This is a genomic window from Alicyclobacillus sendaiensis NBRC 100866 (genome assembly GCF_001552675.1).
Lineage (GTDB): Bacteria > Bacillota > Bacilli > Alicyclobacillales > Alicyclobacillaceae > Alicyclobacillus > Alicyclobacillus sendaiensis.
Genome location: NZ_BCRQ01000044.1, coordinates 1 through 23,734 on the forward strand (window position 1 = coordinate 1; position 23,734 = coordinate 23,734).

Annotated in this window: 27 protein-coding genes; 9 read left to right on the forward strand and 18 right to left on the reverse strand. The window is 64.6% G+C overall.

Translation table 11 applies throughout. From position 1 onward, the window contains the following. On the forward strand, nt 1–539 hold a 539-nt coding region (locus tag AS26_RS09490; protein WP_062308873.1), incomplete at its 5' end, for a sigma-70 family RNA polymerase sigma factor. A gap of 36 nt (nt 540–575) precedes the next feature. On the opposite strand, the gene AS26_RS09495 is transcribed toward AS26_RS09490, so the two are convergent. The 3 genes from AS26_RS09495 to AS26_RS09505 all read right to left on the reverse strand — a co-directional run bounded on the left by AS26_RS09495 (nt 576) and on the right by AS26_RS09505 (nt 5,331). After that, the gene (locus tag AS26_RS09495) at nt 576–1,811 is read right to left on the reverse strand and encodes a S1C family serine protease (protein ID WP_062308875.1); all 1,236 of its coding nucleotides are present in this window, start codon (nt 1,809–1,811) and stop codon (nt 576–578) included. A 75-nt stretch (nt 1,812–1,886) separates the two neighbouring features. Then, entirely contained in the window at nt 1,887–3,833 is a 1,947-nt protein-coding gene (locus AS26_RS09500; RefSeq protein WP_062308877.1) for a dynamin family protein, read from the reverse strand. Further along, complete coding sequence (locus tag AS26_RS09505; protein WP_062308880.1) at nt 3,826–5,331, reverse strand: dynamin family protein; 1,506 nt, start codon at nt 5,329–5,331, stop codon at nt 3,826–3,828. The genes AS26_RS09500 and AS26_RS09505 overlap by 8 nt, the downstream gene beginning before the upstream one ends. Before the next feature lie 170 nt (nt 5,332–5,501). Between AS26_RS09505 and AS26_RS09510 the strand changes: the two genes are divergently transcribed. Both AS26_RS09510 and AS26_RS09515 read left to right on the forward strand, forming a co-directional pair. Next, a complete protein-coding gene (locus AS26_RS09510; protein WP_245629704.1) occupies nt 5,502–5,876 on the forward strand; it encodes a hypothetical protein in 375 nt (124 codons plus the stop codon). A gap of 25 nt (nt 5,877–5,901) precedes the next feature. After that, on the forward strand, nt 5,902–6,957 hold the full coding sequence (locus tag AS26_RS09515) for a tetraprenyl-beta-curcumene synthase family protein (RefSeq protein ID WP_062308885.1): 1,056 nt from the start codon (nt 5,902–5,904) through the stop codon (nt 6,955–6,957). Nucleotides 6,958–6,959: 2 nt separating this feature from the next. On the opposite strand, the gene folB is transcribed toward AS26_RS09515, so the two are convergent. The 7 genes from folB to AS26_RS09550 form a co-directional block, all read right to left on the reverse strand. Then, nucleotides 6,960–7,346, reverse strand: coding sequence for a dihydroneopterin aldolase (gene folB, locus AS26_RS09520; RefSeq protein ID WP_083516052.1), 387 nt, complete (start codon nt 7,344–7,346; stop codon nt 6,960–6,962). Then, entirely contained in the window at nt 7,343–8,200 is an 858-nt protein-coding gene (locus AS26_RS09525; protein WP_157068474.1) for a YihY/virulence factor BrkB family protein, read from the reverse strand. The genes folB and AS26_RS09525 overlap by 4 nt, the downstream gene beginning before the upstream one ends. Nucleotides 8,201–8,204: 4 nt before the next feature. Then, entirely contained in the window at nt 8,205–9,149 is a 945-nt protein-coding gene (locus tag AS26_RS09530; protein ID WP_062308887.1) for an RluA family pseudouridine synthase, read from the reverse strand. Nucleotides 9,150–9,238: 89 nt separating this feature from the next. Then, nucleotides 9,239–9,484, reverse strand: coding sequence for a NifU family protein (locus tag AS26_RS09535; protein WP_062308889.1), 246 nt, complete (start codon nt 9,482–9,484; stop codon nt 9,239–9,241). An 87-nt stretch (nt 9,485–9,571) separates the two neighbouring features. Continuing rightward, nucleotides 9,572–10,162, reverse strand: a complete 591-nt coding sequence (locus AS26_RS09540) for a GNAT family N-acetyltransferase (protein ID WP_062308892.1) — start codon at nt 10,160–10,162, stop codon at nt 9,572–9,574. 66 nt (nt 10,163–10,228) lie between these two features. Further along, nucleotides 10,229–10,714: a hypothetical protein gene (locus tag AS26_RS09545; protein WP_062308894.1), complete on the reverse strand. Its 486-nt coding sequence runs from the start codon at nt 10,712–10,714 to the stop codon at nt 10,229–10,231. A gap of 49 nt (nt 10,715–10,763) precedes the next feature. After that, nucleotides 10,764–12,881, reverse strand: coding sequence for an ATP-dependent helicase (locus AS26_RS09550; protein WP_062308896.1), 2,118 nt, complete (start codon nt 12,879–12,881; stop codon nt 10,764–10,766). Nucleotides 12,882–13,027: 146 nt separating this feature from the next. Here AS26_RS09550 and AS26_RS09555 point away from each other — a divergent pair, with 146 nt between their 5' ends. From AS26_RS09555 to AS26_RS09565, 3 genes are all read left to right on the forward strand, one after another. Next, nucleotides 13,028–13,540: a DJ-1/PfpI family protein gene (locus tag AS26_RS09555; RefSeq protein WP_062308899.1), complete on the forward strand. Its 513-nt coding sequence runs from the start codon at nt 13,028–13,030 to the stop codon at nt 13,538–13,540. Nucleotides 13,541–13,636: 96 nt separating this feature from the next. Next, complete coding sequence (locus AS26_RS09560) at nt 13,637–14,371, forward strand: peptidylprolyl isomerase (RefSeq protein WP_062308901.1); 735 nt, start codon at nt 13,637–13,639, stop codon at nt 14,369–14,371. A 15-nt stretch (nt 14,372–14,386) separates the two neighbouring features. After that, nucleotides 14,387–14,812, forward strand: a complete 426-nt coding sequence (locus AS26_RS09565; RefSeq protein WP_062308904.1) for a hypothetical protein — start codon at nt 14,387–14,389, stop codon at nt 14,810–14,812. Between the two features lie 21 nt (nt 14,813–14,833). Here the strand turns inward: AS26_RS09565 and AS26_RS09570 are convergent, their stop codons facing one another. Genes AS26_RS09570 through AS26_RS09590 form a run of 5 tightly spaced genes read right to left on the reverse strand, consistent with a single transcriptional unit; the run spans nt 14,834 to nt 18,703 of the window. Then, nucleotides 14,834–16,030, reverse strand: coding sequence for an acyl-CoA dehydrogenase family protein (locus tag AS26_RS09570; protein ID WP_062308906.1), 1,197 nt, complete (start codon nt 16,028–16,030; stop codon nt 14,834–14,836). Nucleotides 16,031–16,046: 16 nt separating this feature from the next. Further along, complete coding sequence (locus tag AS26_RS09575) at nt 16,047–16,742, reverse strand: PIG-L family deacetylase (protein ID WP_062308908.1); 696 nt, start codon at nt 16,740–16,742, stop codon at nt 16,047–16,049. A gap of 4 nt (nt 16,743–16,746) precedes the next feature. After that, nucleotides 16,747–17,070, reverse strand: coding sequence for a DUF1806 family protein (locus AS26_RS09580; protein WP_062308928.1), 324 nt, complete (start codon nt 17,068–17,070; stop codon nt 16,747–16,749). Next, on the reverse strand, nt 17,067–17,921 hold the full coding sequence (locus AS26_RS09585; protein ID WP_083516053.1) for a sulfurtransferase: 855 nt from the start codon (nt 17,919–17,921) through the stop codon (nt 17,067–17,069). Before AS26_RS09585 ends, AS26_RS09580 begins: the two co-directional genes overlap by 4 nt. Beyond that, nucleotides 17,918–18,703, reverse strand: coding sequence for an SDR family NAD(P)-dependent oxidoreductase (locus tag AS26_RS09590; RefSeq protein WP_062308910.1), 786 nt, complete (start codon nt 18,701–18,703; stop codon nt 17,918–17,920). Before AS26_RS09590 ends, AS26_RS09585 begins: the two co-directional genes overlap by 4 nt. Nucleotides 18,704–18,811: 108 nt before the next feature. On the opposite strand from AS26_RS09590, the gene AS26_RS09595 reads away from it, so the two are divergent. Next, complete coding sequence (locus AS26_RS09595) at nt 18,812–19,138, forward strand: hypothetical protein (RefSeq protein WP_062308912.1); 327 nt, start codon at nt 18,812–18,814, stop codon at nt 19,136–19,138. Between the two features lie 18 nt (nt 19,139–19,156). Here AS26_RS09595 and AS26_RS09600 read toward each other — a convergent pair whose 3' ends face one another. Next, the gene (locus AS26_RS09600) at nt 19,157–20,074 is read right to left on the reverse strand and encodes a hypothetical protein (RefSeq protein WP_062308914.1); all 918 of its coding nucleotides are present in this window, start codon (nt 20,072–20,074) and stop codon (nt 19,157–19,159) included. Nucleotides 20,075–20,170: 96 nt separating this feature from the next. On the opposite strand from AS26_RS09600, the gene mnmA reads away from it, so the two are divergent. Next, nucleotides 20,171–21,268 (forward strand): tRNA 2-thiouridine(34) synthase MnmA, encoded by a 1,098-nt coding sequence (gene mnmA / locus AS26_RS09605; RefSeq protein WP_083516054.1) that lies wholly within the window; start codon nt 20,171–20,173, stop codon nt 21,266–21,268. A 12-nt stretch (nt 21,269–21,280) separates the two neighbouring features. Beyond that, complete coding sequence (locus tag AS26_RS09610) at nt 21,281–22,159, forward strand: LysR family transcriptional regulator (RefSeq protein WP_062308919.1); 879 nt, start codon at nt 21,281–21,283, stop codon at nt 22,157–22,159. 326 nt (nt 22,160–22,485) lie between these two features. Here the strand turns inward: AS26_RS09610 and AS26_RS14700 are convergent, their stop codons facing one another. Both AS26_RS14700 and AS26_RS09620 read right to left on the reverse strand, forming a co-directional pair. Beyond that, nucleotides 22,486–22,878, reverse strand: coding sequence for a DUF6011 domain-containing protein (locus AS26_RS14700; RefSeq protein ID WP_062308922.1), 393 nt, complete (start codon nt 22,876–22,878; stop codon nt 22,486–22,488). Nucleotides 22,879–22,950: 72 nt separating this feature from the next. Then, nucleotides 22,951–23,598, reverse strand: a complete 648-nt coding sequence (locus AS26_RS09620) for a hypothetical protein (protein ID WP_245629705.1) — start codon at nt 23,596–23,598, stop codon at nt 22,951–22,953. Nucleotides 23,599–23,734: the final 136 nt, after the last annotated feature.

A 23,734-nucleotide genomic window follows, 5' to 3' on the forward strand; every position in this document is an offset into this window, starting at 1 on the left:
CCAAGAAGTTCGATACGTCCGGGATCGATCAGGATGACCTGATTTCCATCGGCACGGTTGGCTTGATCAAAGCTGTAGACACCTATCAACCGTCGAAAGGAACCAAGTTTGCCACCTACGCCGCGCGCTGCATCCAGAACGAGATTCTGATGCAGCTGCGCGCCCAGCGCAAGTCGCGCAAGGACGTGTCGCTGTACAGCCCCATCGGAACGGATAAGGAGGGAAACGAGATCACCATCGGCGACATCCTGTTTTCCGAGAGCGATTCCACGGAGGACGAGGTGTCGCGCCGAATGGAACTCAACACCATGCGCCAATTGCTCGACGTCCTGGACGAGCGCGAGCGCAAGGTCATCGAGCTGAGATTCGGCCTCGCCGACGGGCGAGAATGGACCCAGAACGAAGTGGCCGACTCGCTCGACATCTCCCGCTCCTATGTGTCCCGGCTGGAAAAGCGGGCGCTGCTCAAGATGTTTCACCAGTCGCACGCCGCCAAGGAGCGCAAGCAGGCCGTCCGCAACGCTCGCCTGCAGCCGTGACTCCAGTCCAAAGGACGGGCCGCGTGGCCGTTCGGTTCACGGATTGTGCCCGGACGGCCACGTCCCGAGCGTGACGCGAACGTTAAGCGTCCTCCCGCCGCGCAGCACCGTGAGAACCACGGTCTGACCAGGTTCGTCCTGGTTGATGTACTGCGTCAGCTGCTCGATGCTCGCCACAGGCTTGCCGTCGATCCCGACGATGATATCGCCGTTCCCCTTGAGCGCCGTGTACGGATTGGCCGACTCGCTCAGGCTGTTCAGTTTCGCCGCGTTGGAATCCCCGCGCAGTCCGGCCTTCGCCGCGGGACCGCCCCGGGTCACCTGCGTCACGTAGACCCCCGACGACACGGGCAGGTGCAGCGCCGCCTGCATCAGGCTGTCGATGTCCATGCCTTCGATGCCAAGCCACGCGTGCGCCACGGGCTTGCCCGCGAGCAATTCCGGCTCCAATTGGATGAAACGATCAATCGGAATGGCAAACCCGATGCCGATGGATCCCTCGATGGGGCTCTCAATCAGGGTGTTGATCCCGACCACCTGTCCGGCCGCGTTCAGCAGCGGCCCGCCCGAATTACCCGGGTTGAGCGGCGCGTCGGTCTGGATCATCCCGTTCATCACGTGGCCGTTCGACTCCGACATGGAACGGTTCAGCCCGCTCACGATGCCCGAACTCACGCTGGAGGTCAGCTCGAACGGATTGCCAATGGCGATCACGAGGCTGCCGGGCTGGAGAGATTTGACCGACCCAAGCGGCAGCGGCTGCAGCGACTTCGGCGCAGGGATGCGCACGATGGCGAGATCGTCCAGTTGATCCGCGTTGATCACGCGCCCCACGAACTGCCGGTTGTCTCCAGACACCTGCACCGTGGTGGCGGAGCCCACGACGTGCGCGTTGGTCAAGAGATCCCCGTTGTGATCGATCAGGAAGCCGGTGCCGATATCCTCCTCCGCGTCGCTCGACGTGGGTTTTCCTCCGGACACCGCGGTGATGGTAAAGATACTGTTTTTGACGCGATTGTAGATCTGCGTCACGATGGTCGTATTGTCGACGCCAGGAATGGGGGTAAGCGCCCCGGATGTGCTCGTGGTGTTGCCCGTCTGAGGAGGAATGTACTCCACGGTGGTCTGCGAATGACCGCGCGTGAGCGCAGCGCCCGTCCAGATGCCGAGGATGTAACTGATTGCGACAAGCGCGGTACCGCCTGCGAGCCACACGCTCCATCGCCGGTTCCCGCTCGGCCAGTCCTCGTATTCCCAACGTCGACGCCGCATGCACAATCTCCCCTTTGGCAGGCCTTCTCGCTACACCATTCTAACCATCCGCCACGCGGGCGACAAACCGAATGTTCAAACGTCGGCCCCTGCGGCGGACCGGAGCGACGCGAGGACGGCCGCGAGCCGATCCCGTTCCGCCGGATCCACCGGTTGGTCCAGGGCGGCGGCCAAAGCGTCGAGGGACGTGGCGAGATCGGCGTAAAACGCGCGCAGCGACTCCGTCAGGGCGGCTTCGGCGCGCTTGGCCACGCGACCTCCGCTCTCTTCCAGCTTCCTTTTCACCTGATCCATCACGGCAGGCATGGCCGCGTCCATCATCGCCGTCTGTCCGCCCTCCTCGAAAAACTGCTTCGGCGAGCGGAAGTGACGGAAGTGCGGCGCAAGCACACCCTCGTCAAACGAGATGACTTCGTCGGCCGTCGCAAGGTCGAGGGCGACGTCCGGCTCCCGCACGGGAACGGCGTGGACAGGCCAGCCCTCCGCGAGCCGGGCGGCCTCTTGGCCCGCCGCCTTGGCTGCCAGTTGCTCCGCGCGAAGGGCGAACGTCCGAAGCTCAATCTCGAGCCGACGGCCTAGAGCCTCGGCAAATTCGCGCGCGGCTTCGCGGAGCTTGTCCTGCGGATTCCCAAGGCGGAACCGGCCAGGGTGAAACGCCTCCCGGAACATGTCGCGATACGCGAACCGCACGCGTTCCCCCGCGTGAAAGAGCAGTTCCTCGAGCTCCCTTGCGAGCGGAGGCAAAGCCCGCGCCTCAACGGAGGACGCTGCCTCTTCGACCAGCCCGCGAGCGCGCGCGATTTGCGCCCGCTCCGCGTCGCGCGCCGCTTGATCGGCGGTGAGCGCGATGGTCAGCTTCTCGAGGAGAGCTTCGACGTCGCGCACCAGAGCCTGGCGCGTGCGCTCGACGAGGTCCAGAGCAAGTCTGTCCGCCTCACGCGCGCAAAAGTCCGTCAAATCCGCCTCGAGCGCGGCCAGGCCCGCGCGGCGCTCGAGGTCCATCACGGCATCTCGGGTCGGCTCAAAATCGGGGCGCCCAAGGCGAGCGCGCGCCATCTCCAGCGCCGGCTCGTCATGCGGATTGGCCGCGAGCACTCGAGCTGCCAGGGCAAGCTGCGCCGAAACGGGGTACACCCTCGGCTCGCGGACGCCGAGCCTGCGCTCGTCCTGGCTGACCCGCTCGAGCACGGCCGCAAGCTCCTCCTCGCTCTCGGCGAGATCGACCGCGTTCACGACGGAAAAGAGCTTGTTGGTCCCCGCGACGTCCTGCACCCCTGACAGCTGCAGCAGAAACTCCCGATCCGCCTGACTGAACGCGTGCGTGTAGTACATGACGAAGACAATCGCGTCCGCCTCGCGCATGTATTGGAACGCCACGTTCGTGTGGCGGCGGTGGATGGAGTCCACGCCGGGCGTGTCCACGAAGATGAAGCCGCGCTCGCCGAGGCGGGAGTCCGCCCAGACGTCCACCTGGCTGACGTACGCCGCCCGCTTCTCGTCGGCGGAAAAGTCGCGGAGTTCCTCCAACGAAACCTCCCACTGCTCGCCCATGCGAGGCCCCATCTCCGGGTAGCCCTCGGCGAGCGCCTTCAAGAAGCGGACGTGTCGCCGCAGGTGAATCGGAAACTTGGCGGGCGAGAGGCTCGACGCGAGCCGAACGGCGTCGTCGAGATCGGACGCCCGCTGACCTAGCGCGTCCAACAGGGCTCTCACGTCCTGCCACAGTTCGTCGCGGGACTTCGCCGTAATCCGCACGGAGGCCCGGCCGCCGTCCGCGGGGCGAACGCTCGTGATGGCCGCTGTCGTGGGCTGCGGGGACACGGCGAGAAGCGGCCGGCCGAGAAGCGCGTTCAAAAGGGACGACTTTCCGGCGGAAAACGCGCCGAACACGGCGATGGTGATGGACTTTTGTTCCAGCCGCTCGATGGCGCGAAGGAGCGGCCGCAGGTCCACCCCCTCGATGCCCGCCACGAGGGAGCGCATTTCGCGAAGGCGCTCAAGCGCGCGATCCCGTTCACTCACCGCGCGGCACCTCCCCTTGCGTCACCGCCGCGAGCGCGCTCTCGTACTGCTCGCCGAACTCGACATAGCCGCGCAGAAGCTGACACCGGCGTTCGGCGGCATCCCGCTCAGGCGCTCGCTCCTCTTCTTCCAACCGAATCCGCTCCTCCATCGCTCGCACAAGCGCCTCCCCAATCTCCTGCACCTTCGCACGCACCTCGCGGCGCACCCTGTCTTGCACGTCCCGCACAAACTGGTGCCCGTACTCCGCGGAGACGAGCGATCCCGGCTTGACGCACGCTTGAACGTAAGCCGCATCGACGCGCACGCCAAGCGCCTGGCATCGCTCGATGAGCCGCTCTTCATGAGCCGCCTGCAGTCCCACCTCGCGGATCTGCTGAGCCATCTGGGCGGCGAGCGGCCGCGTGAGGAAGTTCTCCACTTTCTCGGCGAGATCGTCCACAAACGCCTTCAGCCTCGCGTCTCGCTCCGCCTCCGTTTTCTTCGCCGATCGAAACATGCCGACTTTGAACTCTGGGCGCAGGCTGTCGATGTACCTCCGTCCCTTTTCCGCTGTCTCATACGGCGCGATTTGGGCGAGATCGACCGCTCGGAGCCAGCCGTCGCAGAGCGAGGTGACGTGCGCCATCAGGCGCTGTCTCTGCTCCGCTTCTTCCTGTTTCGCGGCGTCCGCGCGGCGCCTCGCGTCCCACAGCCACTCGCGAGCCTCATCGAGGGTTTGCGGCGCCCGGCCCATGACCTCCTCGACGGCCCGCGCTCGATCGCGCCAGCCAGACTCGTAACAGGCAGTCACGCCTTCCCGAGCGACCTCGACCAGCCGGCGAATCATGGGCTCGCCGTCTGTCTGGAGGGCCTCTTCGGCAGTGGCGACGAGGAACGCGCGAAGCTCATCCAGTTGGCTGTGCGCCGAGGGCTTCACAGCCGTGAAAAAGACGCGCGACACATCCACGCCGTAGTCCGAAGCCAGCTCGCGCACGCTCTCGGCAAATTCTTCAAACGGCATCTCGACTTCGAGGTGCTTGTCGACCTGGTGCACGATGAACAGACGGGGCTTGTCGCTGTCGGCAAACATCTGCAGCAGCTCGAGGTTCGCGTCCGCCTCGACGTGCTGGTAGTCCGTCACGATGGCGACGAGGTCCGCCTGGTACAGCGCATTCATCGTGGCTTCTCGGTGCCGCTCGTCCGTGGAATCGATGCCTGGGGTGTCGAGCAGCCGCAACGTGCCGCCTTCGACTTGCACCTCAATGGCCTCTACCTCGGCTGTGGTCGGATTGGCGCCGGTCCTCAGGCGCTTGCCGGCCAGCGCACCGACGAGGCTCGACTTGCCCGCGGAAAACAGGCCGCAGAAGGCCGCCGTGTACGTGGTGACGGCCCCACGATCGGCCAAGATGCTGCGGATGCGATCCGCATATCGAGAAGCGCCCGCTTCCTCGAGCCAATCGGCGACCTCGAGAAACCGCTGCGCGAACCGGGGCGCGACGGTACTCACACTCGACATCGCGGTTCTCCTCTCTCGCTGAAGTTCTCCACCCATGATACGTGAAATCCGCGGGTTCTGCACGACGGCCCACGTCTGCCGCGCTTCTTCCCACTCGACACCCGGTAAACGCCGCGATGACGCGACCTGCCTGCCGAATACGATCGGGGTGACGGCGGGAGGTGGTCGACGTGAAACTCGATTCCTTCATCAAGTTCGGCGGGCTCGCGTTCAACATCGCTCAGGATGAGAAGGTGCGCACGCTGTTCACCATGCTCCATCACGGCATGAAACGCAGAGGTCTTCTTCCGCCTGCAGCCCCGCCCCCGATGCACGTGCCGCTTCACCCCTACCATCCCGCGCATTGGCCGGTACATCACCACGCCATTCCGTTTTCACCGTACGCGCCGAGCCCTTCGCAGCAAACCGCATCGCCGCCGCAAGAGGCTCCCAACCCAGCGCCCCAGAACGGCGCGAGCGTAAAATCTGCGCCTTCGGGTAGTCTAGGGAGCGGAGGAGGCGCAGGATGGTTCCAGCAGCTCCTGGAACTGTTGGACCGCAGGTGAAGCGCCTTGGAACGGAGGATGAAGGATGCCCCAGGGCTCCAAACTCAGCCAGAGCCAGTTTTTGTACCGGCTGTTTCGACGCGTGATGCCGCTCGTGCGCGCCGAGCTCGCTCAATGGCGCGTGCGAGCGGAGTCCATCCCCGATGAACTCCTGCGCGAACAGGCGCTCGCAAGCCTGCGAGACAAGCAGTTCCACGCCGACGGCGGGGCCGTCTACGCGGCCGCGAAGCCGAACCACATGCCCCACCTCGTGCAGGCCATCGTGTCGCTCCAGACCATCAGCGACTATCTCGACAACCTGTGCGATCGCGCCGGCGTCTGCGATCCAAAGGCGTTTCAAACGCTTCACCAGAGCCTTCAGGATGCGGTCCATCCCGGCACGCCCCCGTCGGATTACTATCGGCATTACGGCCACCGGGAGGACGGCGGGTATCTCGAGTCACTCGTCCGATCCTGCCAACGCGCGCTGGAGCAACTCCCGCATTACCGAGCGGTGGAATCGCAGGTCGACTGGTACGCGCGCCGATACAGCGAACTTCAGGAGCACAAACACGCCCCGGTCGGCGAACGCGAATCCAGGCTTCTCAACTGGTCTCGCCAGCACCTCGCCGCGTACCCAGGAGTCGCGTGGCACGAGTGGGCAGCCGCCACCGGCTCAACCTTGGGGATGTTCGCGCTGTTTCTCGCCGCCACCGAACCCATCGCGCAAGCGGACGTCCACCGCCTCCATCAGATGTACTTTCCGTACCTCTGCGGCTTGCACATCCTGCTCGATTACTGGATCGACGCCATCGAAGACGCAGCACACGGGGACTTCAATTTCGTCGCCTGCTATCGCGATCCGGCCAGCGCCTGGGCGCGAATCGAGCAGTTCGCCGCGGAGAGCGTCGAGCGAACCGCCGACCTCCCGGGCGGGGCCATTCACCGCTACGTCGTGCACGGCCTGATGGGCATGTACCTTTCGGATCCCAAGACGAGATCGGCCGCGCACCTTGTCGCCTCGCGCCGGCGGATCTACCGCTTCGGTGTGACGCCAATTCTCTTCTATTGCGCGACGCAACTGTATCGCCGCCTGGCATAGCTTCAGCGGGCGCGGCGCACCACCACGCGCACGGTCTCCATGGGACCCGGCACCGGCGCCCCGGGCTTTTCCACAGCAACCTCGACCGCGCCGACCAGGGCAAAGGTGGAGAGCACCTTGCTCGCAATGCGCTGGGCCAGCGCCTCGATGAGCTGAACAGGTTCCCCCTCGACGGCCGCGCGGACCACGTCGTAGACCGCGGCGTAGTTCACGGCGTGGTCGAGATCGTCCGTCTCGCCGGCGCGGCGAAAGTCGCCGTGCATGCGGACGTCGACGGTGAACCGCTGGCCGAGTTTTCGCTCCTCTGGATACACGCCGTGATAGGCGTAGAAGACCATGCCGACGAGGCTCAGTTCGTCGGGAAACGCGCCTTCAAACGCGCGGATCACGGCTCACCACCTCCTGCTTCTCCCCCGAACTGCTCGAGCAACCACGCGATCTCGGCGCCCAACAGCAGAATGATGAGCGCGATGTACATCCAAAAGACGAGCAGGATCACGACCGTCAGCCCGCCGTACACGGCGTGATACGTCACGGCGTGAGCCGCGTACACCACAAACAGCAACCTGGCGAGATCGAGCAATACGGTGGCCGCCAAAGCGCCCAGGATGGTACAGTTCAGGTTGACCCGCCTCGACGGGAGATACCGGTACACGACGAAGCAGGTGACAAAGAGCGACAAGGGATAGAGCATGCGCGTGACGCCTGAAAAGCGCGTGAACGCCGTCACGAGCCGGGTGCCGACCGGAAGATGATGCGCGACCCACGGGTAGAGCGCCATGGCGAGCGCGGACACCACGGCCAGGATGACCAGCGCCACGAGAAAGAGCGCCGCGATGGCCCGGCGGGCGAGAAACGAACGCGGCGCGCCCACCTCGAAGATGCGATCGAGCGCCTGCTGCACCGCAATCAGCGCGCTCGTCGCGGACCACGCCAGGGAAACGAAGGTCACTACGCCCGCGCGGCCGCCGATGTCGCTCAGCTTGTTGAGGCTTGCCTCCAACATCTGCGTCGCGTTTTGCAGGTCGGGATAGTAGGGCCTCAGCGCGCCGAGCACCATCTCCACCATGATGCGATGGGGAACCACGAGGCTCGCCCCATACATCACGAGAATGAGCAGAGGCAGAAGCGAGAACATCGCGTAGAACGCGATTTGGGCCGCGAGCGACGTGATATCGTGCGCCAAGCAGTTCGCGCCGAGTTTGCGCATGAACGCGTAGGCCTGTTGCAAGCGAGGTGGCACAACGTCACTCCCCTTGGAGACAGCCGAGCGATAGGCCCACGTCGGCGGCGAGCTTCTCCCATGCGAGCGGCAGGGGCGCCCGCACCTCCACGTCCTCTGCCGAATACGGGTGGCGAAATTGGAGCCGGGCGGCGTGCAGCGCGATTTGTCCGGGCGCAAGCCCCGGATGCGAGGCCCCGCCGTAGAGCACATCCCCCACCACGGGCGCCCCCATCGCCGACAGATGCACGCGGATTTGATGTCTGCGCCCCGTCTCCAGGCGAAGCCGGACGAGCGTCCATCGCCGTCCGCCGCGGTCCGCCTCGTCCAGCACGTCGACAAGCGTGCGCGCGGCCTTCCCCGTCCGCGACACCCTGAAGCGGCCCGCCACGTGGCGATCCCGCCCAATGGGCGCCAAAATCTCCCCCGGCCGAATGCGGCGCCCGCACGCGATGGCGAAATACGTGCGGTGGACCTGCCCGGCGGCGAGCGCCGCGTCCATCGCGCGAAGCGCGAGCCCATGCTTCGCGTACAACACGCAACCTGTCGTGCCGAGGTCCAGCCGGTGGACGTGGTACGCGCGCCCCACCCCTTCTTCGTTCAGAAAGTGTTGCACGCGCGCGTCGAGGGTCGGTGCGTCACGCCCGTCGCTGTGAACAAGCAGGTTCTCGGGCTTGTCCACCACCAACAGACTCGGATCGTTGTACAGCACCCGCACCGGCGCGAGCGAGGTCGACGCCACATCCGCAGGCCGGAGATCCTCGTCGATCCAAACCTGGATGGGACGGCTCCAGATCTCGCCCGGATCCGGCGCGCGCCCCCGCACGCGAACGGCCCCGCGCCGAAACAGATGCCGAACGTGCGCCTGCGGAACGTGCAGCGCCTCGGCGAGCCACTCCGCACAGGGCATGGGCCCGGGCGGTTGCGGCAGCGAGACCGCCACTCCCCCCGGTGTCACGCGCACGTCCATGCTGCACCTCCATCCATTGTATCCCATCTGCCTGTGGTACAAAAAAACCGCCCTCGCGAGGGCGGCGCCCGTTCGGGCCATGCGCGATCTCAGACGGCTTCGACGTATTCCACGTCGGGTGCTACCTTCTTGACCGCGCGCTCAATCCCCATCTTCAACGTCATGACGCTCGCCGGGCAGCCCACGCAAGCGCCCTGCAGCGAGACGTAGACGGTCTTCGACAAGTCGTCGTACGAGACAAATTCCACATCGCCGCCATCCTGCTGAATGGCTTCGCGAATGGACTCAATCGCCTCGCGAATGCGCGCTTCTGTGGAGGTCACATCGCTCGTCATGTTCCATCCCTCCAATACGCTTTTAGCATACGCGCACAGGCGACGGCGATGCAACCCACCTGTCCAAACGAGGCTCGACCTCGCGGATCAAAACGGCCCGAGCATGGGCGAACGAACGGGCCCCGACGAGACGACCTTCCACAGCACCAGCGTTCCCGGTTCCACGCGCGCCACCTCGCGGAAGCCCAACTGCTTGGCAAACGCGAGGCTCCTCGGGTTCACCTCTTGGATGAAAATCTCGAGCGTGTGCGCCCCCATGCGCCGGACTTCCGCCTCGAGGTGTTCCATCGCCCTGCGGCCAATGCCCTTGCGTTGGAACTTCGAGTCAATCACCAGCGCGCTCACGTGGACCTTCCCCTCGGCGCTCGGCAGGTAGGAATAGAATCCCACGGGCCGGCCGTTTCGCTCGATCACGACCGTGGGCATCCCAGTCTGAAGGTACTGGCGAAGTTCCGCCTCGGGAAATGGCTCGCCAAACACCTGCTCGTGCACGCCGCCTAGTTCTCGGCGAGCGAGTTGCACAATCCAGTCGTCGTCTTCGGGGCGGCGGGGGCGATAGCTGACCTCTTCCGCCACAGGCGCGCGCGCAGCCGGCTGCCGCGCCTTGGTGGGCTTCGCATGAGCCCGCGCGCGCGGGCGCCTGGGACCCGCGCGGCGGGGACGGTTTCCATCGGGCATGGTGATGTCGACCTCCCTCGCAGATGTCGACATCACACTATGCAAGTGCCCGCCCAATTGCGCGGCTCATTCCGGTTTGCGCCGGGCGAACGAGAAGCGCCGAATGCCCTTCGCCCGACTCGCCGTCTCTCCCTGCCGCTTCTTCTCCAGCTCGCGGCGGCGCTTGTTGGTGACCTCGGCGACGACGTTGCCGATGAAGTCACCGGCAATGTCCATGCGGTACTTGCGGTTCACCTCAATTTTGTCGTACTCCTCTTTGGTCGTGCGAAACGTGACGTTCGCCGTGCGGTGCACGTACAGGCCCTTCATGGTCTGCCCAAGCGTGACCCGCCCGACCACCTGGTACGTCGTGAGCGGCACAAAGCGCGCGATGCCCTGCTTGCCGCGCTCACGGACGCGCCGCTTCGAAAGGACGAAGACCTCAAGGCGCTGCTTGTGCGCCAGAAACTGCTCGTCAAACTGGCGCTGGCGCTTCCGCGCCCAGAAATAAAAGGCGGTGTACGCTGCGATCAACGCTGCGAGCACGCTGAAGACGATGATCCAGTACGTCAAAGCGGTAGCCCCCTGTGATGGCAAATCCAGCGGCGCAGATGCGCTCGTCTCATTGTACCACGACGGCCCCGTCCGTCCGTAATCCCTTCTTCGACACCCATTTCATCCCTATGGATGGATGAAACATCACTTGCACGCGTTCCTCTTCCGCGCGGGCATCGACCGCCACCACGATGCCCTGCCCATGCTGGGGATGTACCACCCTATCCCCAGGGCGCAGGACCGCCGGTTCAAGCGCCTCGGCGAGATCGACGCGCGCGACGAGGTCTTCGCGGATCTCGGCCAAGAAGCGGGAAGGTTCGCGAGCCACGGTCTGACCGTACAGCGTGCGCCAGGCGGCGTGTGTGAGCACGAGCCTGTCCATCGCGCGGGTGAGACCGACGTAGCAGAGGTTGCGCTCCTCCTCGATGCGCAGCGGATCGTCCACCGAGCGCGCGTGAGGAAACAAGCCTTCCTCCATGCCCACGAGGAACACCACGGGGAACTCGAGCCCTTTGCTCGCGTGCAGCGTCATCAGCCTGACGGACCCCTTGCCGCGATCGCGCTCCTTGTCGATGTCCGAGAGCAGGCTCACCTCCGCAAGGAACTCCGCCACACTCCCTCCCCGCCGCTCGTCGAACGATCGCGTCACGCTGAACAGCTCGTCGATATTCTCCACGCGAGCGAGGTCCTCCTTCTTGCCCGACTCAAGATACATCTCGCGGTAGCGCGTGGCGTGTAAGACCTCCGCCAAAAACTCTGAAACGGCCATGCCTTCCATCCAGAGCACGAGTTCGTCGAGCGTGGCGTGAAGCTGGCGCGCGGCCTCCGCCGCCCGCTCGGACAGCCCCGCCTCTTCCCCGCGCGCAAGCGCCTCGTACAAACAGATGCCCTCGGCGTGGGCAAATTCGAGCAACCTGTCCACCGCTGTGTCGCCCAACCCGCGCTTCGGCCGGTTGATGATCCGAAGGAGCGAGATCTCGTCCTGCGGATTGACGAGGACGCGCAAATACGCGAGGACATCCTTGACCTCGCGCCGGTCGTAGAAGGTCATGCCGCCCACGACCGTGTAGGGAATGGCGCGCTCGAGCAACTTTTCTTCGATAGCGCGCGACTGCGCATTGGCCCGGTACAGCACGGCGCAGTCCTCGTACCGTCCTCCATTTTGCACGTGCTCGTCGATCATTTCGGCGACGTACCGTGCCTCAGCCGCGCCATCGGGCAGCCGCACCACCAGCGGCTTATCGCCGTGCCCGCGCGTGGAACGAAGCTCTTTGGGGCGCCGCCTTGGGTTGTGGGCGATCACGCTGTTGGCCGCATCCAAGATTTCCTGCGTCGAACGGTAGTTGCGCGTCAGCAACACGATTTTCGCATCCGGAAAATCGCGTTCAAACCGCAACATGTGCTCGCTGTCCGCCCCGCGCCACGCGTAGATGGCCTGGTCCGCGTCTCCGACGGCGCACAGGTTGCGGTGTTTGGCACACAGCAGACGAAGCAGGCGGAACTGGATGCCGTTCGTATCCTGATACTCGTCCACGAGCACGTGCCGGAACTTCTCCTGGTACCGCTGACGCACGTCTTCGTGCGCCTCGAAGAGCCGGACCGTGTTCCCGATGAGATCGTCGAAGTCCATCGCGTTGGCGGCGAAGAGGCGCTTGGTGTAGAGCTCCATTACCCGATCCGCGATGAGATCCGACGGGTTGGACTCCTGGACGACGCGTTCACCGCCCTCGTTCTTCCACTGGGAAATGCGGTGTTTGATAGAGCGCGCGTCGTGCGCCTTGACATCGTAGCCGAGATCGAGCAGGCACTGCTGGATGAGGGCCTCCTGATCCTCCGAGTCGAGAATCGTGAAATTCGGCTGATACCCGAGCCGATCCGCCTCGCGCCTCAGAATGCGGACACAGACGCTGTGAAACGTCCCCATCCACAGGTCGTCCGCCCGCGGGCCGATGAGATCGCGAATGCGCGTCTTCATTTCACGCGCCGCCTTGTTCGTGAACGTGATGGCGAGGATCTCGTGTACCGCGACGCCGGCGTGCGCAATGAGATACGCGATGCGCCGCGTGAGCACGCTCGTCTTGCCGCTGCCCGCCCCGGCAACCACGAGGAGCGGGCCACTCGTGGTGGTGACGGCGTCTCGCTGCTCGGGATTCAGTCCGCGGAGAATGTCGGTCACATCAAGCACAACGGCCGTCCCTCCCCCACCTGGCGTCCGCAAGATCAGAGACTACCACGTCGCTTGCCGTCGAGGAACCCCGATGGGGATGTGCGATCCCGTCCATTCTGTTACGATACGATTGACTCCCATCGAACGAGAGGACAAGCCCCGCCATGAGATCTGTATTGGTCGGCCTGCCGGGGTCTCGCCTTGCCGACGTGGCCCCTGTCCTTGAAGGTCTTCGGCGATTGCACCGCCGGGCACGCGTCATCACGCTCGAAGGGCGGTGGTGGCATACGGCGGAGGGGCTCGTCATCCAGGCGGACGGCGGCGTGGAAGAGCCGGTTCCGCCCGATGCGGGACTGTGCATCATCCCCGGCGGACTGTACGAAGCCGATATCTGGAGCGATCTTCGGCTGCACCGTTACCTGCGCCGCTTCTCGACGACGGGCGGCTTTTTCGCCGCTTCGGAAGAAGGGCTTCTTTGCCTGGCTTCCGCCGGGATCTTGGGGGGCCTTCGATTCACGGCGCCGCCAGCCCTCGTGGAGGCGCACAAGCCCCTGTTTCACTTCGCCATTTTCGAATCGCGCCCCGTCGTGATCGACGCCAATCTCATTTCATCGGATGGCTCCGACCCGCGCGCGTTTCACCGCGCCGTGTTTGAGCGGTTGAACCTTCGCCCTTGAGCCGCGCCGGGGTCAGCGGTGGACGGTATGAGCATGGAAAAGAGGGAGCTTGTGATATCATGACCGAGGGTCCAAGCTCATGGAGGAGGCAGAGGCATGAAACGTCGCACCTTGCTCATGGCTACCTCGCTCGCAGCCATCCTCACGCTCGCTGGCTGTGGAACGTCCGGCGAAACCGCTTCGCCCGACCAGGGGACGAACGCGCTGGACGAGAACGCCGTGAACCAGGCGTCGAATGGCACCGGACAGACGCTCGATACCGCCAATCCGCCGTATCTTCACACCACGACCGAGCGATGGTCGAGCATGCCCAAGATGATGATCAACCCGAACAAGACGTACGACGCCATCGTTCACACCAACTACGGCACCTTCACCATCGAGCTGTTCGCCAAAGAGGCGCCCATCACGGTCAACAACTTTGTGTTCCTCGCGGAACACAACTTCTATCACGACTGCACGTTTTTCCGCATCGTCAAAAATTTTGTGATTCAGACGGGCGATCCGCTCAACAACGGCACGGGCGGGCCGGGCTACACCATCCCGGACGAACTGAGCCACCAGGTGCCGTTCACCAAAGGCATCGTGGCGATGGCGAACACGGGTCAGCCGCACACGGGCGGCAGTCAATTCTTCATCTGCACGGCGAACGACACCCAGGTATTCCAGCCGCCCAACAACCGGTATACGGAATTTGGACGCGTGATTTCTGGAATGGACGTGATCGACAAGATCGCCGCCATACCGGTGACCACGAATCCGATGACGCAGGAGGACAGCTATCCGCTCAAAACCGCGTACATTGAATCGATTCAAATCCAAGAATCGTAAAGAAGGTGCGAGACGTTGCGCGACGCCCGCTTTCGCCAGTACTTCTGGATCTTTATCGTGGTGCTCGCCGTCCTTTTGGTGAAGATCCGCATCGGCGGCAGCGTGCCGTACCCGCCGAGCTACGACAAGCTCCCGGCCGGAGGCATTCGCATCCACGTCAACGCGAAGCCCGTGCCGACCGATTCGATAGGCGAGGCATGGAATTTGGAGAAGCACGTCCAAAACGGACAGGTGATCTACACGGCCAACCTGTACATGAGTGGTCGCGAGCAGCTCCTCTTTCCAGGGATCGGCGTGAAGCAGAGGACGCCGCAGGGCGTCCTCTACGATGCGAGCGGGAAGATCCGATTCGACGGCCAAGACTACGAGGCCGTGGACCTGTTTGTCGACCGCAGCGGGACCGCGGGTTACATCGACTTCGCCAAAGTGAAGACGTCGTGACCCGCGCGCAGCATGCGGAGTTCAGTGCTTCTCTTCTTTCGCCGTTCGACGCGCGAGCGCGGCTTTCGCCAGGTTGCGGTAGACCACGTCGTCCATGGGCGGATTGTGCAGCCCGGCCCGGACGTCCCGATAGTATCGCTCGAGCGGCAGCGCGCGCGACAGGCTGCGGCCGCCGACCACCCGCATGGCGAGATCCACCACCTGGTTCGCGGCGTTCGTCGCGAGCGTCTTCACCGCGCCGAACTGGGGTTGCAACTGGGCGCGCTCTTCCGGCGAAGCGGCATCGAAACGGCGGGCGAGATCGTACAGGAGCGTGCGCGCGGCGAGCAGCTTGAGCTCCATCTCGCCGAGCTTCTGCTCGACGTGCGGGACCTCCGCGATGGGGTGCGGCAAGCTGTTGGGCCGGTAGGTCGCGGCATATTCGAGCGCAAAGTCGCGCGCGGCGAGCGCGATGCCGAGGTAACACGCTGGGATGTGGAGGAGCCATCCGCTTCCATCCGGCCGGCGCTCCGCCTTGACGCCCGGGCGCTGGATGACGATAACTCGCTCGTCTGGCACAAACACGTCCCTCAGCACAATGTCGTGACTGCCCGTCGCTCGCATGCCGAGCGTGTCCCACGTCTCGACAATTTCCACATCCTCCTGCCGGACGAGAAACTGCCCTACCACGTTCTCGTCCGCCACCGTGGCGGTGACCATGATCCAGGTGAGCGCCGGCGAGAGCGTGCCGAACGTCTTGCGGCCCGTGATGCGGTACCCGCCCGGCACCTTCACGGCGGTGGTCTCCGGCTTGCCGCCCCGGCTCGGGCTGCCCGTGGCGGGCTCCGTGGCGCAGCTGTTGATGAGCGCGCCCTCCTTCACCACGGACTCGCACACCATGCGAAACAGCTCATCCGGAAACGCCCCCGTCTCGCGCAGGTGAAGCAGAATGCCGACGTGCCAGCCGATGGCGAGTGCGGTCGATCCGTCGCCTCTAGCCAGCATCTCCTGATGCATCAGCATCTCCTCGAGGCTGATGCCGAGCCCCCCGTATTCCACCGGCACCGTCCAGCGCACGTAACCCGACGTTTTCAGATCCTCGATGTTCTCGAACGGAAAGTCGCCTGCCCGATCGTGCTCGGGCGCGCGCTGGTGAAAAGCTTGGGCGAGATCGCGCGTGATGCGCAGGCGCTCGCGCACGTCCCCGGGCAGTGCAGTTTCTCCATAGATGTCGTACATGTAGTTCGCCCCGCTTTCAGTCTGTCAACGTTCCCGGGCGGCTGAGTGTCGGCCCCTGGGTCAACACAAAGTATTCTCGATCCCGCATGCGGCGGATGGCCTTCTCCTCGTTTCCCCAAATGGCGCCGTCGAGTTCCGACTGCGTGCGGTGCGCTCGAAACGCCAGGAGCTTCTGCTTTCGATACGCGCGCACGTCCACTTCGACGAGCGCCTTTGCGGGCTGCGGGTATCGCCGGAAGGCAGCGAGATCGTCGCCCCACGCGAGGTAGAACAGGCGCGCGGCGTCGTTCGTGCGCCGGTATCGAGCAAACGCCGCGGTCGCCAAGCGCCCGATGGCCGCGTGATCTGGGTGGCCGCCGAGCGGATCGTGAAACGTGACGATGGCATTGGGTCGCTCCTCGGCGAAGAGCGCCTCGATCCGCGACACGCCTTCGCTCTCCGGCACCATCTCCACCTCTTTGTCTCGGTAGCCCAAAAGCACGAGGCGGCTCACGCCGAGCGCGTCGCACGCGTCCCGAAGCTCCCGCTCGCGAAGCGCGCCGAGCGACTCTCGGGTGGCTCGGAGCGGCACGCCGAGGCGGCGGCCCATCTCCCCGCGCGTCGCACAAGCGATGACGACGCGGTGCCCCTCGGCCGCGAGTCGGGCGAAGGTGCCCCCCGCGATGAACGTTTCGTCGTCCGGGTGGGCGAACACGCCGATGACGGTCGCCATGCGCTCATTCCACCTTTCCCACGTCGAGCGGCACCAGGCTCACGGTCACTGTCTGCCGAACGCGATGCTGGCCATCCAGGCCCATGGCGACAACCGCCGATCCGTCTTCGACAAACTCGGTCACGTCCTGGATGTAAAGGAGGCCGTCGGGATCGCGAAAACGAAGGTGCAGGCGGTACAGCCCGTCGCCGAACACACCCACCTCATCGAGCGTCGCGCTCGCGTTTCGCACATACGCCTCCGGATTCACCTCGAGATGCACGTACACTCGGGAGCCGCGCCACGCCTCGAGCCGCTCCCTTGCCTCGATGGCGCCAAGCGTCCTCATGGCGACCACGCCCCTGGTTCGTCCCCTGTGGCGACGGGATTGTCAGGATACGAGACCCAGTCGCTCCAACTCCCCGGGTACAACTTCGCCGGGATGCCTGCGAGTTCGAGCGCGAAGAGCGTGGAACAGGCCGTCACGCCCGATCCGCAGTAGACAGCGATGGGCTTGGCTTGCTCCAACAGGTCCCGGAAACGCGCGCGCTGCTCTTCGGGCGAGCGCCACGTGCCGTCCTCCCGAAGCCCTTGCTCCCACGGATGGTTCAGGGCGCCCGGGATGTGGCCGGCCTTCGGATCAATCGGTTCCACGTCCCCGCGGTAGCGCTCGGGACTGCGCGCGTCCACCAGCACCAGGCTTCCTTCGCGCGCTCCTCGGCGCACCTCTTCCATCTCGACGATCTCGCCCTCGCGCAGCCTGACCTCGATACCACCCGGCCGAGGCTCGGGCACGACGGGCGTCACCGGCCGCTTTTCCCGCGTCCATCGCTTCCATCCGCCGTCTAACATCCGCACGTCCGCGAGACCGATGTGGCGCATCAGCCACCACGCCCGCGCCGCCATCCCTTCTCCCGCGTCGTAGACCACGACCGTGGAATGCGGCCGCACCCCGCACGCCGAAAGCCGGGCGGCAAACCGGTTCCAGTCCGGCAAGGGATGGCGCCCGCCGTGCGGTCCTTTCGGGGAAGAAAGGTCGCGATCGAGATGCAGGTAGTACGCGCCGGGAATGTGCGCCTCCCGATACGCGCGCTCTCCCGCCTCCGGGTCCGACAATTGAAACCGACAGTCAAACACGGCGAGTTCCTCCGCGCCAAGCCGCGCGGCGAGATCGTCCGGTTGGATGAGACATGCCATCACGACGGCGTCCCCTTTCGGTGGAATACGCGCGCGCCCGCCTGATCGATGGATGTCACGATCATCTCGTCGATGTTGACGTGTGCAGGCCGCGTGACCGCGAACACGATGCAGTCGGCGATGTCGTCCGCCGTGAGTGGGCGGACGCCCTGGTACACCTTGGCCGCCTCGGAGGCGTCTCCGTGAAACCGGACCAAGCTGAACTCCGTCTCCACCATGCCGGGGTCGATGGACGTCACGCGCACGGGTTTGCCGAGCAACTCGTGGCGCAGCGCCTCGGTGATGGCCCGAACCGCGAACTTCGTCGCGCAGTACACGCTGCCCCCGGCGTACGACTCGTGGCCCGCGATGGACCCCAGGTTGACGATGTGGCCGTCGCCGGACGCCACGATGTGAGGGAGGAAGCGCTTGGTCATGCGCATGAGCCCCATCACGTTCGTGTCGAGCATCTCCTGCCAATCAGCCTCGTCGGCACTCTCCACCGGATCTCGGCCCAGCGCCTTCCCGGCGTTGTTCACGAGGACGTGCACCACACCGAAGTGTTGGAGGACGCCCTCTACAAACGCGTCGATGCTCGATGCGCTCGTCACGTCGAGCGCCGCTGCGTACGCAGCCTTCCCCGTCTCCCGGGCGATCTCGTCGACGAGATCGGCCAAGCGCTCCTTGCGCCGCGCCCCGACCGCCACGTCGAATCCCGCGCGCGCGAGCGCCAGGGCGGTCTGCCGCCCGATGCCGCTCGACGCCCCCGTCACCACCGCAACTTTGCCACGTCCGTCGATTGCCATGCCCTGCTCACTCCCTTTCATGGCCTGTGGGCGACCGTCGTGTCGGTGATCGCCAGGATGCCATACATTGAACTGTACAGTTGCCTCGCGCGAAGGAGGATGCTCGCCATGCCTTGCCCCGAAGTCGTCACCGGCCACGTCGCGATTCCTGGAGAGGACTTCCGTCGCATTCAGGAGGCCGTCGATCGCGGGCAAAACCTGTGGCGCCTAAGCCCTGTCCGCACCGCGCAGGAAGTCGGGACGCGCCACCTGGGGTTTCGAATGAACGACATCTACACCCTGGTCGAACAGTACCGCGATGCCGACAGCGGGCTGATGCACGCGGTGGTGCGCGTCAAGCACCGCGATTGCGTCTACTTGGTCCGCCTGTATCAGCCTGTCAAACAGGGCCCAGGCGGCATCTGGGCAGTTGAATCAGTGGAGGAGATCACCTGATCTCCTGGCGGCGCCCCGTCACCGCATCTTGTCCCACATCGACGGCGGCAGTTTGCCGACGGTCGCCATGAGCAGATCATAGAGGTCCGCGTCCAGCGCCTCCTCGGGTGACAGATTCTCCATCTCCGCGAGCTGGCGAAGGCTCAGGCGCTCCTTGCGAAGCGTGCGCATGGCCTTCTGCCACTGCTGGATGTGCGGGCCGTGATAGTCCATGAGAAAGGTCCATTTCTCCTCGTCAATGGCGAGGCACGCCTTCAGCATGTCGGACACCACCTCCACAGTGGCGCCCTGCGCCCCGCGCTCGAACAGGCGCTGGCGAAACACGTGCTTGATGAGGGCCTCCTCGGAGAACTCGAGCAAAAAGGGCGGCATGATGTAGCCCACGGGCAGCTTCGCCCGTGCCGCCTGCATCTGCTCGGTGCGCTCTTGTTTCGCCAGGCGAATCACGTCGCGAATGCGCTCCAACTCCTCCTCATATTCCTCGGGATGGCGAGCCTCGACAGGCAGTTCAAAGCCCCAAGGGACGTTTGCCCGTTGCCCCCCTGCGATTCGCGTGGGCCGCCCCACGGTGTACGTGATGAGGTGATCGTACACCGGCTTCGCCACGCCGATGAAAAGAAACAAGATGGTCTCGCCGCGGATGGGCTCGTACGAGTGGCCCGCAGACACCATGCTGCGCAGAAACCTATCGCGGTTCGCCATGTCGTTGTATTTCCCCAGATACAAGCTTGCCTTGAAGGCGCTCGACAGCCTGTCCTGGTCCGTCGCGCGCAGCACCACCACGCGGCCTGCCTGCGCCACGCGCCATCCTTGCTCTTCAAAACAGATGCGAATAAACTTTTCAATGTTGTCCAGATGTTCATGGACGGGAACGAGATCGGTGAGAAACCGAAGCCGTGGATGCTCCAGGATGGCGGATCGATCGAGTTCGAACACCGCGCATCACCCGCCTTTCCCTGTGAGGGTGAAACGAATGCCGGTGATCATTGTATCAAAGATCGCCCTAGAGCGCGGAGAAGGGAGGGAATGAAGATGGCGACGCGCGTGGTGGTGGGCATGTCTGGCGGCGTGGATTCGTCCGTGACGGCGCTCCTCCTCAAGCAAGCGGGCTACGACGTGATCGGCGTGTTCATGAAGAACTGGGACGAGACGGACGAAAACGGCGCCTGCACCGCGGAACAGGATTTCGAGGACGTGCGCCGGGTGTGCGAGCAGATTGGCATCCCGTATTACGGCGTCAACTTCGAGCGCGAGTACGAAGAGCGCGTGTTCCAGCATTTCTTGGAGGAATTCAGGCGCGGGCGCACACCAAACCCGGACGTGCTCTGCAACCGAGAGATCAAGTTCAAAGAGCTTCTCGCCTGCGCCCTGGATCTCGGAGCCGACTACCTCGCCACAGGGCACTACGCGCAGGTGCGCAAGAACGAAGATGGCACAGTAGCGCTTCTCAGGGGGCGGGATCGGAACAAGGACCAGACCTACTTCCTGCACATGCTCACGCAGGCCCCCCTGCGGCGCGCGATGTTTCCCATCGGCCATCTGACCAAGCCCGAGGTGCGCCAGATTGCGCGCGATCACGGCCTGCACGTGGCGCAGAAGAAGGATTCCACAGGCATCTGTTTCATCGGAGAGCGCAACTTTCGCGCCTTCCTGCAGCAGTACCTGCCCGCGCAGCCGGGCCTCATCGAAGACGTGGACGGGCGCGTGATCGGCGAGCACGACGGACTCATGTACTACACCATCGGCCAGCGGAAAGGACTCCGCCTCGGCGGCCTGCCCGGTCGCGATCCGGCCCCGTGGTTCGTGGTGGACAAGGACCTCGCGCGAAACGTGCTCGTGGTGGCGCAGGGTCACGATCACCCGCGCCTCTTCAGCCGGGCGCTCACAGCGGACACGGTCAGCTTCGTCGCCGAACGGCCGCCCGCCCGGCGATTCCGCTGCACGGCCAAATTCCGGTATCGCCAGGAGGATCAGCCCGTCGAGGTCGAGATGACCGGCGAAGACACGTGCCGCGTCGTCTTCGATGCGCCCCAGCGGGCCATCACTCCAGGCCAGTCGGTGGTGTTCTACGACGGCGAGGTGTGCCTCGGCGGCGGCATCATCGCATCGCGCGAACCGGTGGACGAGTGAGGAGTGAAGCCCGTGGAGACGAAAGATCTGGAGCTGTTTCTCGCCGTGGCGCGCAACCGGTCCATCTCGCGCACGGCAGAGCAGCTATATATGTCCCAATCCACCGTGACGAACCGCCTGCAGCGGCTCGAGCGCGATCTCGGCTGCCAACTGTTCACTCGCACGCCGGGCGGCGTCCAGCTGACGGAGGAGGGCAGGCGCATCTATCCGCTCGCGGAGCGCATGGTAGACCTCGAGCGCCGCATGCTCGAGCCGTCCAAGCGCGCTGTACGGACGCTGCGCGTCATGAGCGGGCGCGCCTTCGTCTCCACCGACGTGCCGAAGTGCCTGCACCAGATTTTGCAGGTGGCCGAGGTGCGCCTGCAGGTTCGAATGGGCATGTACGAGGATATGGTCGAGGCGCTCATCGGCAACCAGGTGGACTTCTGCTTTCTCGGCGAGCCGGTCCATCACCCGCGCGTCCGGCTCATCGAATACCCGCCGGACGCGATCGACCTCGTCGTCCCGCGCGGGCATCGCTTTGTCCACGATCTCCCATCCATCGGCGCGATTGCGGAGGAACCGTTCATCGCGTTCGCGGACACGACAGCCCCGTTTCGCCGGCGCATCGCGATGCTCCTCGCGAAGTACAACGTGTATCCAGACGTGCGCATGGAACTCGATTCCATCGACGGGATCAAGGCCATGGTGGCACAGGGGCTCGGCATTTCGCTTCTGCCGCGGCGGACCCTGCACGACGCCGAAGCCAAGGGCGTGATCGCCATCCCACTGTCTGACCCGAATTTCTGCCGCCCCACCTTCTTGGCGTATCCGGACGCCATTGAGCACGAGGAGCTGACGAAGGCGTTCATCGCCATTGTCACGCAGCACTATGGGGGCAAGCGAGCGTGATGGCATGACGCACGACGCGTTCGGGCGCTGGGCGTAAATCAACATGACATTGTGGAAGCTGTGCCGCGGCACGGACGCCGCAAACCCCGGTTAGCGCTTGAACTGCTCGCGGTCCTCGAACGTGTCCAACAGCGCATGGAGCCGCTCGAAGGCCTCCTGCACCTTCGGGTTCCGACTGTGCTACACAAACGCGCGCTGTTCCGTCGCCTCATGCAACGTGTCGTCCGGGTTCCACCGTCGCAGGCCTGCCGAGCGGGATTCCTCCTCCGTCTCCACGCTTTCAGGCGGCGATCCCGTCTCCGCCCATCGGGCCGCACTGGACTCGTTCAGCCCCAGAGCCCGCGCTGATACAGTTCGCGGTTTGGGCCGTCATAGTCCTCGTTTCGATACTCCGCGGCAAGATGACTCGGCACGTCAGCCACGGCCTTGCGCAGTTCGTCCGTCGAATACGACTCCAGCGGCCTCGCCTTCGGCGCGATCGCCTCGAGCTCCCCGTGCATGCTGATGAGGGGTGCCTGCTCATCCGGAATGTCCGGCGACACCAGCGGACGCTTCAGAAAGCGTTGGACGCGCTCGTCCGACAGGACGCTCCAGCCTTTTGGCACACGCCCCGTCCACCCGACCTGACGCAACAACCATTTCGCGCACACCGGGCCGGCACCGCGGCGAATGCTCGGCTCCGCGCGCAGTGTGCGCGTGCAACGAACGCAGTGCGTCACGAAAAATCCCCCTCCGACGAGAAAGTGATCTCGTGAAAGGGGATTTGCAGGGCAGAACGACGCACCGCCGCATCAGCCGAGTATTGTCGCCAATGCCTGTCGATACATATCCACTTGCTCGGCAGCGTACAGATGCGCCGGGTTCTCGATCTTTCGCTCCAGCCAATAGGTGAACTCGCGAAGCGTGTGAAACTGCGTTCGGATCGTCGACACTTCGTCTTCCCGACCACCGGAGTTCGCCCACTGCTCCATCGACCGAAGGAAGGCCTCGAATTCGTCCTCAGTCAACTCACGATTCCGCTCGTTCTCGAGCTCCTGCAGTCGCGCTTCAAGCTCGGCGATCTTCGCGTTGGCCCGCTCAAGCTCCCAATGATCGCGCCGTCTCGCCTCCTCCGCAGCGCGCGCAGCATCCTCTTTGCGAGCTCGTTCCTCGGCTCGTCGAGCGCGTTCAGCCGCCCGCTCCTGCCGGATCTGCTCGTCCCACTGCCTGGCCATATCCGGGTTCGCCTTGTGTTCCGCGACTGCACGCTCCACGTCCTCCACCCGGAACAACCGGCCGACGACCCTACGCGTGCGCAGCGTCTCCAGTTCCTCGCCGCCATTGCTGAAGCGATATTCGCGGGGGATGTGAGGCAAGCCGGACAACAGCAGTTTCCGATGCCGCGCGGGCACGCCGGCGTCCATCATCAGTCGCTTGGCGTCGGTAGCGGTGATACGCACAGGCTGCGATATGCGGAGTTGTGTCCGATATCATGTGTAAAAAGAGTTCCTGCCGAAAACATGAAGAGCCATTCGGGCCCTCTTCGGTAGTTGGACAAAATGTAAGCGTCAACCGAACCACACCTTGCGCATCGCG

Excerpts from the sequence above, each read along its gene's own strand:
- AS26_RS09495 (WP_062308875.1), bottom strand. The coding sequence starts at position 1,811 with ATGCGGCGTCGACGTTGGGAATACGAGGACTGGCCGAGCGGGAACCGG.
- AS26_RS09505 (WP_062308880.1), bottom strand. The coding sequence starts at position 5,331 with ATGTCGAGTGTGAGTACCGTCGCGCCCCGGTTCGCGCAGCGGTTTCTC.
- AS26_RS09515 (WP_062308885.1), top strand. The coding sequence starts at position 5,902 with ATGCCCCAGGGCTCCAAACTCAGCCAGAGCCAGTTTTTGTACCGGCTG.
- AS26_RS09530 (WP_062308887.1), bottom strand. The coding sequence starts at position 9,149 with ATGGACGTGCGCGTGACACCGGGGGGAGTGGCGGTCTCGCTGCCGCAA.
- AS26_RS09535 (WP_062308889.1), bottom strand. The coding sequence starts at position 9,484 with ATGACGAGCGATGTGACCTCCACAGAAGCGCGCATTCGCGAGGCGATT.
- AS26_RS09540 (WP_062308892.1), bottom strand. The coding sequence starts at position 10,162 with ATGCCCGATGGAAACCGTCCCCGCCGCGCGGGTCCCAGGCGCCCGCGC.
- AS26_RS09555 (WP_062308899.1), top strand. The coding sequence starts at position 13,028 with ATGAGATCTGTATTGGTCGGCCTGCCGGGGTCTCGCCTTGCCGACGTG.
- AS26_RS09560 (WP_062308901.1), top strand. The coding sequence starts at position 13,637 with ATGAAACGTCGCACCTTGCTCATGGCTACCTCGCTCGCAGCCATCCTC.
- AS26_RS09570 (WP_062308906.1), bottom strand. The coding sequence starts at position 16,030 with ATGTACGACATCTATGGAGAAACTGCACTGCCCGGGGACGTGCGCGAG.
- AS26_RS09575 (WP_062308908.1), bottom strand. The coding sequence starts at position 16,742 with ATGGCGACCGTCATCGGCGTGTTCGCCCACCCGGACGACGAAACGTTC.
- AS26_RS09580 (WP_062308928.1), bottom strand. The coding sequence starts at position 17,070 with ATGAGGACGCTTGGCGCCATCGAGGCAAGGGAGCGGCTCGAGGCGTGG.
- AS26_RS09590 (WP_062308910.1), bottom strand. The coding sequence starts at position 18,703 with ATGGCAATCGACGGACGTGGCAAAGTTGCGGTGGTGACGGGGGCGTCG.
- AS26_RS09595 (WP_062308912.1), top strand. The coding sequence starts at position 18,812 with ATGCCTTGCCCCGAAGTCGTCACCGGCCACGTCGCGATTCCTGGAGAG.
- mnmA (WP_083516054.1), top strand. The coding sequence starts at position 20,171 with ATGGCGACGCGCGTGGTGGTGGGCATGTCTGGCGGCGTGGATTCGTCC.